At 67.9% G+C, this 9985-nt stretch carries 9 protein-coding genes; 3 read left to right on the top strand and 6 right to left on the bottom strand.

Annotated features, from left to right (window positions below):
- The first annotated feature begins 361 nt into the window (after positions 1-361).
- Positions 362-1840 (top strand): ribonuclease G, encoded by a 1479-nt coding sequence (gene rng / locus ACFO0J_RS17515; RefSeq protein WP_376814371.1) that lies wholly within the window; start codon positions 362-364, stop codon positions 1838-1840.
- 58 nt (positions 1841-1898) lie between these two features.
- On the opposite strand, the gene ACFO0J_RS17510 is transcribed toward rng, so the two are convergent.
- Both ACFO0J_RS17510 and msbA read right to left on the bottom strand, forming a co-directional pair.
- Positions 1899-2339, bottom strand: coding sequence for a hypothetical protein (locus ACFO0J_RS17510; RefSeq protein ID WP_376814370.1), 441 nt, complete (start codon positions 2337-2339; stop codon positions 1899-1901).
- Positions 2336-4228, bottom strand: coding sequence for a lipid A export permease/ATP-binding protein MsbA (msbA, locus tag ACFO0J_RS17505; RefSeq protein WP_376814369.1), 1893 nt, complete (start codon positions 4226-4228; stop codon positions 2336-2338). Before msbA ends, ACFO0J_RS17510 begins: the two co-directional genes overlap by 4 nt.
- A gap of 149 nt (positions 4229-4377) precedes the next feature.
- Here msbA and ACFO0J_RS17500 point away from each other — a divergent pair, with 149 nt between their 5' ends.
- Together ACFO0J_RS17500 and ACFO0J_RS17495 are read left to right on the top strand one after the other, a co-directional pair.
- The gene (locus tag ACFO0J_RS17500) at positions 4378-5292 is read left to right on the top strand and encodes a glycosyltransferase family 9 protein (RefSeq protein ID WP_376814382.1); all 915 of its coding nucleotides are present in this window, start codon (positions 4378-4380) and stop codon (positions 5290-5292) included.
- Positions 5289-6053 (top strand): YdcF family protein, encoded by a 765-nt coding sequence (locus ACFO0J_RS17495; RefSeq protein WP_376814368.1) that lies wholly within the window; start codon positions 5289-5291, stop codon positions 6051-6053. Before ACFO0J_RS17500 ends, ACFO0J_RS17495 begins: the two co-directional genes overlap by 4 nt.
- A gap of 65 nt (positions 6054-6118) precedes the next feature.
- Here the strand turns inward: ACFO0J_RS17495 and ACFO0J_RS17490 are convergent, their stop codons facing one another.
- Genes ACFO0J_RS17490 through ACFO0J_RS17475 form a run of 4 tightly spaced genes read right to left on the bottom strand, consistent with a single transcriptional unit; the run spans position 6119 to position 9982 of the window.
- Positions 6119-7321: a glycosyltransferase family 4 protein gene (locus ACFO0J_RS17490; protein WP_376814367.1), complete on the bottom strand. Its 1203-nt coding sequence runs from the start codon at positions 7319-7321 to the stop codon at positions 6119-6121.
- Positions 7318-8064: a polysaccharide deacetylase family protein gene (locus ACFO0J_RS17485; protein WP_376814381.1), complete on the bottom strand. Its 747-nt coding sequence runs from the start codon at positions 8062-8064 to the stop codon at positions 7318-7320. The genes ACFO0J_RS17490 and ACFO0J_RS17485 overlap by 4 nt, the downstream gene beginning before the upstream one ends.
- 38 nt (positions 8065-8102) lie before the next feature.
- The gene (locus ACFO0J_RS17480) at positions 8103-9215 is read right to left on the bottom strand and encodes a glycosyltransferase (RefSeq protein WP_376814366.1); all 1113 of its coding nucleotides are present in this window, start codon (positions 9213-9215) and stop codon (positions 8103-8105) included.
- Positions 9212-9982 carry a glycosyltransferase family 2 protein gene (locus tag ACFO0J_RS17475; protein ID WP_376814365.1) on the bottom strand — a complete coding sequence of 257 codons (771 nt, stop codon included), beginning with the start codon at positions 9980-9982 and terminating at the stop codon, positions 9212-9214. The genes ACFO0J_RS17480 and ACFO0J_RS17475 overlap by 4 nt, the downstream gene beginning before the upstream one ends.
- Positions 9983-9985 lie beyond the last annotated feature (3 nt).

The following is a 9985-nucleotide window of genomic DNA, read 5'->3' as shown; positions in this document are numbered from 1 at the left end:
AAGCCCACACACCGGGAAACTTCTACCTGGCCCTGGACCCTGGAGCGACGCGGTAACCATTCTGGTAAAACCGTTCAATCTAGGGGTTAACCCGGGTGCCTGGCGGCGAAGAAACGAGACTATAGCACAGCTTTTTTGAACGATGCAAATCCTGTCATCAAAACGTCAAAAAAGGCCCCCACGCCGCGCCTTCGGCTTGCTGCCCCCTCCCAAGGGGCGGGCCTTGGGGCGGCCCGGCGGCAAAAAACCTCCCGGCCGGCATGCTAGGAGGCGCATCGCGCAAGATGATAAATTCATACTCAGTCCTACGATTCATGCACCGGTCTTGCGCCGGCTCCTATAGAAAGAAGAACAACACGCCATGTCCAGCAGCGAAGATATCCTCATCAACGTCACGCCCTTTGAGACCCGGGTGGCCCTGACCGCCCAGGGCGTCGTGCAGGAACTGCACATCGAGCGCAGCATCCAGCGCGGCCATGTCGGCAATCTGTACCTGGGCCGCGTCGCCCGGGTGCTGCCCGGCATGCAAAGCGCTTTTGTGGACATCGGCCAGGAACGGGCGGCCTTCATCCACGTGGCGGACCTGCGGCAAAACCGTCACGCCCGCATCGGCGGCGGCGACCACACGCCGCAGACCCCGATCGAGAAGCTGTTGTTCGAAGGCCAGCCGCTGCTGGTCCAGGTGATCAAGGACCCGCTGGGCACCAAGGGCGCGCGCCTGTCCACGCACATCAGTATCGCGGGCCGGATGCTGGTCTATCTGCCGCACGAACCGCATATCGGCATTTCACAGCGTATCGGCAACGAGGCGGAACGCAACGCCCTGCGCGAGCGGCTGGTGGGGCTCAAGCCCGAGGACGAGCCGGGCGGCTTTATTGTCCGCACCCAGGCCGAGGATGCCGGCGACGACGACCTGACGGCCGACATGACCTACCTGCGGACCTTGTGGGCCAATATCCAGGCCCGCGTCCGCCAGGTGCCGGCGCCCTCCCCCGTCTACGTCGAGCCGACCCTGGCGCAGCGCGTGCTGCGGGACATGGTGACGCCCGAGACGGCCTCGATCACGGTCGATTCGCGCACGGTGACCCAGGAACTGGTGGAATGGGCGCAGCGCTACACGCCGTCCGTGGCGGACCGCATTCATCACTACAGCGGCAACCGGCCCTTGTTCGACACGGCGAACGTGGACGAGGAAATCGCCCGCGCCCTGTCCCGCCGCGTGGATCTGAAGTCGGGCGGCTACCTGATCATCGACCAGACCGAGGCGCTGACGACGGTGGACGTGAACACGGGCGGTTTCGTGGGCGGACGCAATTTCGACGACACGATCTTCAAGACCAACCTGGAGGCGGCGGTCGCCATCGCCCGCCAACTGCGGCTGCGCAATCTGGGCGGCATCATCGTGCTGGACTTCATCGACATGGACGATGCCGGGCACCAGGCCTCGGTGCTGTCCGAGCTGAACAAGGCGCTGGCGCGCGACCGCACCCGCACGACGGTGAGCGGTTTCAGCCAACTGGGGCTGGTGGAGATGACCCGCAAGCGCACCCGGGATTCGCTGGCGCATCAGTTGTGCGAGCCCTGCCCCACCTGCGAATCACGCGGCACGGTGCGCACGCCGCGCACGCTGTGCTATGAAATCCTGCGGGAAATCCTGCGCGAAGCGCGCCAGTTCAACCCCAAGGAATTCCGCATCGTCGCCGCACAGCCCGTGATCGACCTGTTCCTGGAGGAAGAAAGCCAGCACATGGCGATGCTGGGCGACTTCATCGGCAAGCCGATCTCGCTGGAGGTCGAGGCCGGCTACAGCCAGGAGCACTACGACATCGTGCTGCTGTAGCGGGCATCAGCAGCAGGCCTCGGCCGCGACACGCCATCGCGGCCCGCCGTTGCGGCAATCAGTCGCCGACGTCCAGCTTGTTTTCCCAGCTATTGTCCACAGTGCAGGCATCCGGCTTCATCATGGCGGTCAACATCTGATGCACCCGGTCCATCTGTCCGGGACGGTAGCTGTAGGCCTTGACGTTGACGGTGCGGTTGTGCAGCAACGTCAGGCTGAGCACGACGCTGTCCTCCCAGCCCGCACCGGGCGTGGGACGATAGACGACGCGCCCGAAGACCGATTCGTTGGGCACCATCTCGAAGGTATAGGTCTCGTGGCAGACCGCCGCGTGGCGGAACAGATTCTGCTGCACCTGGGGGAAATCGATGGGCAGGCGGCGGCGCTCGGTGACGTAATAGCGATCCGTTTCCAGTTGATCGGCGGTCAGTCCGACGGTGCCGGGAGCAGCGCAAGCGGCCAGTGTGGCCAGGGACGCCAGGGCGAATACGATTTTCATGATGAACTCCGGGAGGCCTCGTCATCGTCGGAACGTGCGAGGCTGGGCGCCTGGGGCGCCGGGGATGACGAAGCGGCAGCCAGTCCGGCCCGCGCCGGCGCGTCCGGCACGGGCTCGACGTCGTCCTGGAACTGCAATCGGTACAGGCTGGCGTACAAGCCGCCGGCTGCCAGCAATTCGGCGTGGCTGCCTTGCTCGACGATGCGGCCCCGGTCCAGAACGACGATGCAGTCGGCTTTTTGCACGGTGCTGAGCCGGTGGGCGATCACCAGCGTCGTGCGGCCCGCCATCAGGTGTTCCAGCGAGAGCTGGACCTGGCGCTCGGATTCGTTGTCCAGCGCAGAGGTGGCCTCGTCCAGGATCAGGATCGGGGCGTTCTTGATGAGGGCCCGGGCGATGGCCAGACGCTGGCGCTGGCCGCCGGACAGCGCATTGGCGTTGCTGCCGACCCGGGTCTGGATGCCTTCGGGCAGGCTGTCGACGAACGCCAGCAGGCTGGCCGCGTCCAGCGCCGCGCGAATGCGCTCTTCCGGCACCTCGCCCTGCATGCCGTAGGCGACGTTCTCGGCAATCGTGCCGTCGAACAGGACGACGTCCTGGCTGACCAGCGAAAGCTGCGAACGCAGGGCGCCGAGCCGCAGCTCGCGCACGTCGATGCCGTCGATCAGCACCCGGCCTCCGGTGGGCTCGACGAAGCGCGGCAGCATATTGACCAGCGTGGTCTTGCCGCTGCCCGAGCGCCCCACCAGCGCCACGGTCTGGCCGGCCTGGACGGTGAGCGTCACCCGATCCAGGGTGTCGCCGGCCGCGTCGGGGAAACGGTGCGTGACTGCCTGGAAGACGACTTCGCCGCGCGGACGTTCCTGGATTTCCCTGACGCCCGTGTCCGGCTCGATCGGCTCGTCGATCAGATCGAATACGCTTTCGGCGGAAATCAGCATGCGCTGGGCGGCCCCGGCGATGTTGGTGAGCCGTTTCAGCGGATCGAAAATCTGGCCCAGCGCGGCCATGAAGGCGGCGAAGCTGCCCACCGTCAGGCCCTCGTGATTGGCCTGGTACAGGGCCACGGCGACGACGATGGCCACGGACAGGGCGACGAAGAACTGGGAGATCGGCGACATGGCCGAATCCGCGCTGGCCGCGCGCATGGCGAAACGGCGCAGGCGGGCGTTGACGAAGGCGAAGCGGTCGCGTTCGCGCGCATAGCCGTCGAACAGCTTGATGACGCGCTGGCCGGCGATGCCTTCGGAGACCACGTGGGTCAGCTCCGCGTTCATATTGATCGTGTCGCGATTGATGCGACGCAGGCGCTTGATGAAATAGCGGCCGGTCACCACGGACAGCGGCAGCATCACCAGCACGATCAGCGTCAGTTGCCAGGACATGTACAACAGCACCGCCAGCAGGGCCACGACCGTCAGGGATTCGCGCACGATGACGCGGATGACCTCGGTGGACAGACCGCTGACGTTGCCGGCGTCGATGGTGAAGCGGTTGAGCAGACGCCCGTGGTCCCGGGCGCGGAAGGTTTCGTCGGACATGCCCAGCAAGCGGTCGAACATGTCGCGGCGCAGGGACAGCAGCATATTGTTGGCGACCCAGGACATCAGGTAGGTGCCGCCAAAGGTGCACACCCCGCGCAGCAGCATCAGGCCGACGACGGCCAGGGGGATGGACCAGATGTAGTCGGGCTGCGCGCCGGTGAAGCCTTCATCGAGCAGGGGCTTCATGATGACCGCCAGCAGCGGCTGGGTCGCCGAGGCGATGCTGAGCAGCACCAGCGCCAGCAAGCCGACCTTCCAGTCCCGGCCCAGGCGGATGTAGATCTGCCGCCACAGCTCCAGGCGCACGGGGCGGCTGTCCACAGGATGGTCGGTGGTGGTCTTCACCCGGCACACTCTCTTATATACTTTGGGAATCACGCATTTTAGCCCGTTCGCGCCTTCGGACCGCGACGGGTGCTGGAGCTGCCGCGTTGACACCCTCTCCCAGTCCCGCCCTGTACGTCCGCCTGCCCAACTGGGTCGGCGACGTCTGCATGAGCCTGCCCAGCCTGGAAGCCCTGCTCGCCACCGGCCTGCCCGTCGTGGCCTGCGCCCGGCCCTGGGCGCGGGATCTGCTGTCGGCCTACCCTCTGGCCGGCTTCGTCCCCATGCAGGGCGCCTGGCGCGCCGACCGGGCGGCCGTGCGCAACACGCGGCGGCAGGCGCCGTACGGCCGGTCCCTGGGCCTGTTGCTGCCCGATTCGCTGTCCAGCGCCCTGGTGTTCCGTTTCGCCGGCATCCCCTGCGCCGGCTATCGCGACGACGGCCGCAGCCTGATCCTGCGCTGGCCCTGCGCCAAGCCGGCCGGACCGCTGCACGCGGTGCAATCCTGGTACCACCTGACCCGCCAGGCGCTGGCGCGCTGGCGCTTGCCGGAACCGCCGCCCCAACCCGCCGAAGAGCTGCGCTGGCAGGCCGCCGCCGCCCACGAGGACGAGGCGTCCCGGGCGCTGGCCCAGGCGGGTCTCGCCAACGGAGAATTCGTGCTGATCGCGCCCACGGCGACCGGACTGCACAAAGGCCGCGTCAAAGTCTGGCCGGGCTTTGACAGCCTGACCCGGTCTCTGCAGGCGCGCGGCCTGACGGTCGCCATGTCGCCCCCCGAATCCGAGCGCCGGGCCGCGCAGGACAACGCGCCCACCGCCGTGCTGCTGCCGCCCCTGGGGCTGGGCGCCTTCGCGGCCCTGACCCGCCGCGCGGCCCTGGTGATCTGCAACGACTCCGGGGTCTCGCATCTGGGCGCCGCCGCCGGCGCCCGGCAGATCACCCTGTTCGGCGTCACCGATCCCGCCCGCACCGGCCCCTGGTCCAACCGGGCCGTGCGCATGGGCCGCATGGATGCCTGGCCCGCCGCCCCCGAGGTCCTGTCCACCGCACTGGACCTCCTCGACACGCCGCCTGCCGCATGACGATCACTGCTTTCCTCGGCAATCTGCTGATCCCCCTGAACCTGTCGGTCACCCTGCTGGTGCTGGCCCTGCTCCTGTTCATCCTGCGCTGGCGCAAGACATCCGGCATCCTGGCGGCCGGCGCCCTGGCCTGGGTGCTGTTCTGGTCCCTGCCGACCACCTCGCTGTGGGCCGGCGGCCTGCTGGAACAGCGCTACCCGTACAAGCCGGCGCCGGCGATGCCCACAGCCCAGGCAATCGTCGTCCTGGGGGGCAATTCCGCCAACGGCCGGCGCAACTGGTTCGAACCCTATGATCGCGACACGGCGATCGTACGCACCGATACGGCGGCCCAGCTCTACGCGGCGGGCCGCGCGCCGCTGGTGATCGTGTCCGGAGCCGCCCTGGACGGCGGCCAGAGCGAGGCCGCCATGATGGCGTCGGCCCTGGAACGCGACGGCGTGCCCGCCCAGGCCATCATGAAGGAAAACCAGAGCGACACCACGCGCGAAAACGCGGTCTACACGGCCCGGCTGCTGCGCGACCAGGGCATCGAGCGTTTCCTGCTGGTGACTTCCGCCCTGCACATGCCCCGGTCGATGGCCAGTTTCCAGAAGCAAGGCCTGAACCCGATCGCGGCGGCCTCGCCGCCCCAGATCGTCGTCCCTGACGACCCCGGCTTCGCGTTCTGGCTGCCGAACATGCGCGCGCTGAACGCCAGCCGTTCGATCATCAAGGAATACCTGGGGCTGCTGGTCTACTGGGCGCGCGGCTGGGCCTGAGAGCCGGACCGGCAGTTGGCGCGCGTCGCGCCCGTCGCATCAGGGGCGCCTCAATCAAGGGCGCTTCAGGATGCCGCGCCGCCGCGTTCACGCAGGATGTCAGCGTAAACGTCCAGATACTGGCGGGCGACCTCCGGCCAGGCATGGCGGGCCAGCACGTCCCGCGCACCGGCTTCCAGCCGCGCGCGCAGCGCCGCATCGGAGCGCAGCCGCTCGATGGCCTGCGCCAGTTCATCCGCACGTTCAGGGTGGCTGAGGACCAGGGCCTCGGTCTCGGGCTGGACATACTGGGCGAAACCGCACCAGGGCGCAGGGCTGAGGATCACCGGCAAGCCGAAGGACATGGCCTCCAGGGGCGCCATGCCGAAGCTGTCGTTCAGGGTGGGATGCACGTACAGATCGGCCGCCTGGTAGTACGGGGCCACCTGAGAGGTTTCCGCCACCAGATGGACCCGGCTGCGCACGGACTCGGAGGCGCGGGCCACGCATTCGCGCGCCGCCGCGTTGGCGCCCACCACCAGCAACAACACGTCATCGGGCAGTTCGGCCAAGGCCTGCAGCACGGTCGGCAGCCCCTTGCGCATGGGATTGCGCGCCACCAGCAGGCAGAGCGTGCCATCGGCCGGCAGGCCCAGGTCGGCGCGTGTCCGGCGACGCTGTTCAGGCGCGACCGGCTCGGCCTGCGCCACGCCCGGCGCGATCACGGGCGCGACCAGGGCCGGGCCGTAAGCCTGCGCCAACTGATGCGCGATCAACTGCGACACCGCCACGACCCGATGGCCGGGACGCGGCGCCACGCGCCGGGCCTCCAGGCCCAGGTAGGTCCGGACACGGGGGCTGATGCAGGACAGCCGGCGCCGCAGGCTGGACATCGCTTGCACGCGCCAGCGATAGCGCACCGGCGTCACGTGCACGACTTCGACGTCGCCGCACCAGCCGTTCATATGGGAATGGACGATGTCGTAGCCGCCCCGCGTGGCGCGCGCTGCGCGCCGCGCGAACAGCCAGACCCGGATCCAGCTGGGCCAGCGCCGGCCGATGGCGATCGGCCGGAACGGCAGTTGCAGATCACAGGCGGGATCGTATGCCCGGGCGAAGACCGTGACCCGATGGCCGGCAGCGGCCAGTTCCCGCATCAGTTCCACGCCATAGGCTTCGGCCCCGCCATAGCGGTTGCCGAAGCGATCGACGACGAAGGCGATGGACAGGGAAGCCGGCGCCGGGGCCGCGGCGGCCGCTGCGCCGGCGGACGCCGGACCGGCGCTCATGCGACCCCCGGCGGCGCAACGATCGGCCGGCGCTCATCGCGCCGGCGCTTGCCGTCTTCCAGCCGCGTCAGGCATTTCTGCAGAAAGCGCAGCAAATGCGTCGAGCGCATGACGGCGACACGCGGCAAGGCGTAGGGATCATCATCCAGCCGCGCCAATCCGCGTGCAGTCGTCGTGGCGCTGTCGTAACCGGCCTCACGCGTGACATCCGCCAGCGCAGCGGTGAAATGGCCGTAGGGATAACAGAACGCCCGCACCGGGGCGCCCGCGATCTGCTCCAGGGCCTCGCGTGAATCGCGGATCTCGTTGACGGCCAGTTCCGGCGAAATGCGCGACAGGTCAGGATGATTCAAGGTATGCGAGCCGACCTCGTGGCCGGCGGCCGCCCAGGCGCGCAAGCCCGCGACATCCATGAGCGGCGAAGGCGGCACCCCCTCGTCGGCGTCCCAGACGTTGCTGCCGCCCAGTTGGCGGACGACGAAATAGTTGGTGGCCAGGAAACCACATTCTTCGAGCACCGGCACCGCGTTTTCCAGCACGTTGGCATAGCCGTCGTCAAAGGTGATGCCGACGACCTTGCCCTGTTTTTCCCCGCGCAGATAGGGACCCAGCCGGGCCATCGACAGCCCCCGGTAGCCCAGGCGCCGCAACCAGAGCATCTGCCGCCGGAAATCCCGGGGATGCACGGTCAGCCCGCGATAGGGCGTCCCGCGAGGGCCGGGTTCCCCGATCTGGTGGTACATGAGGATAGGGATCATCTGCGGATTATATCGGGGCACGATCAGGCCCGCGCGCAGACGCGCTGGTAAAACGCCATCGTCTGGCGGGAAAGCTCGGGCAGGGAAAACAGGGCCAGGGCACGCTCTCTGGCCGCACCGGCCATCGCCGGATTGGCCGGTGCGGCCAACTGCGCCATCAGCCAGCGCCGCAGGGTCTCGACGTCGCCCGCCGGCACCACCCAGCCGTCCACGCCGTTGCGCACCAGTTCAGGCAGGCCGCCGGCATCCGACACCAGGGTGGGCAGTCCCATGGACAGCGACTCGCAGGCCGCATACGACCCGGCTTCCTGGAAGGACAGCACGAAACCGACGTCGCTGGCCGCCAGGATGCGGCGCGGATCATCCACCAGGCCGGGGAACACCGTATAGGCGCTCATCCCCAAGGCCTCCACTTCCTGCGGCAAAGTGCCACGGGGCGGATCTCCGGCCACCAGCACACGGAAGCGCCTGCGCTGGTCGATCGGCACACGCGCCAGGGCCTGGACCAGCGTCAGCCAGCCCTTTTCACGATCCGTCCCGCCCACACTGCCCAGCACGAGCACGTCGTCGGACAGTTCGCCCAGCAATTCACGCCGCGCCCGGGCGCGCGCACTGTCGGACTGGGGGCAGAACCAATCCGTATCCACGCCCAGGCGGATCGTCTGCGCCAGGCCTGCGCCATAGCTCGAATCCATCAACTGCCGGCAGACATAGTCGCAGACGCCGATCGCGCCATCCGTACCGGCCCACGCCCGCAGCCGGTTGCCCAGGCTGCCGACCGGCATGGTGTTGTGCTTGGTCCAGACGATGCGCGGCGGACGCCGCAACCCCAGGCGGGCCAGCATGGCCTGGCGGTGATCGGAGGAACCATTCACATGGACGAGGTCGAAACGTTCCTGACGCAGCAGGGCGCGCAACGCCAGCACTTCGCCCAGCATGGGCGTGATGCGTGTGCGGAACGACGTATTCCAGACACGCACGCCGGGAATCCGCTGAACCTGTTCATGCAGGCGGCTGGTGGCCGGCGTCGCGACTGTGACTTGATGCTCCCCCTGGAAGGAACGGGCCAGATTGGTGACATAGGTCGTGTGCCCGCCCCCGTTGAAGGGATGGAAATTGGTGTACAGAATCTTCATGCCTCATCCGCGCTCGCCGATGGGGGTTGCTTGCCCAGCCAGTATAGTTTGACGTAACGATAAAAGCTGCCGGTCGCGGCCATCCCCGCCAGCACCAGGCCTTGCCAGCCGTCCAGGAAGCCTCGCCGCAACAGGTAATGGCGGATGAACGTCCAGGCGCCGTGGCCGAACGGCCCCAGCACCGACGTCCGTCGCCCCCGCGCGAAGGCGCCGTGCGCGGCCTCGGTGGAATAGCGATTGATCTTGTCGATGAAGACTTCCAGGGTGGCGTAGGGGTAATGCAGGAAATGCCCGGACAGGGTGCCCATCCGCCCTTGGACCTCGACGTGCTCATGCACGGCCGCGTCGGTAAAACGCCCCGCATCGCGGCGGAACAGGCGCACGACATAATCGGGCCACCAGCCGCTGTGACGGATCCAGCGGCCGCAGAAATTGGACAGCCGGGCAACCCGGTAGCCCTCGGCAGCGGGCGCCCGGACGGCCTGCTGAATGGACAGGGCCAATTCCGGGGGCACGCGCTCGTCGGCATCGATGGACAGCACCCAGTCGCCGGCGGCCAGGTCCAGCGCCCGGTTTTTTTGCGGACCGAAGCCCGGCCAATCCGGCGAGACCTCGACCCGCGCGCCCCGCGCCCGGGCGATCTCGCACGTCGCGTCCGTGCTGCCGGAATCCAGCACGACGATTTCGTCGGCGAAAGCCACGGAGTCGAGGCAATCGCCGATATGCGCAGCCTCGTTCTTGGTGATGATGATGACGGACAGTTTCATGAT

Origin of the sequence: Castellaniella hirudinis (genome assembly GCF_042651965.1) — a bacterium.
GTDB lineage: Bacteria > Pseudomonadota > Gammaproteobacteria > Burkholderiales > Burkholderiaceae_B > Castellaniella > Castellaniella hirudinis.
This window is presented reverse-complemented; position numbering and strand designations above follow the sequence as displayed.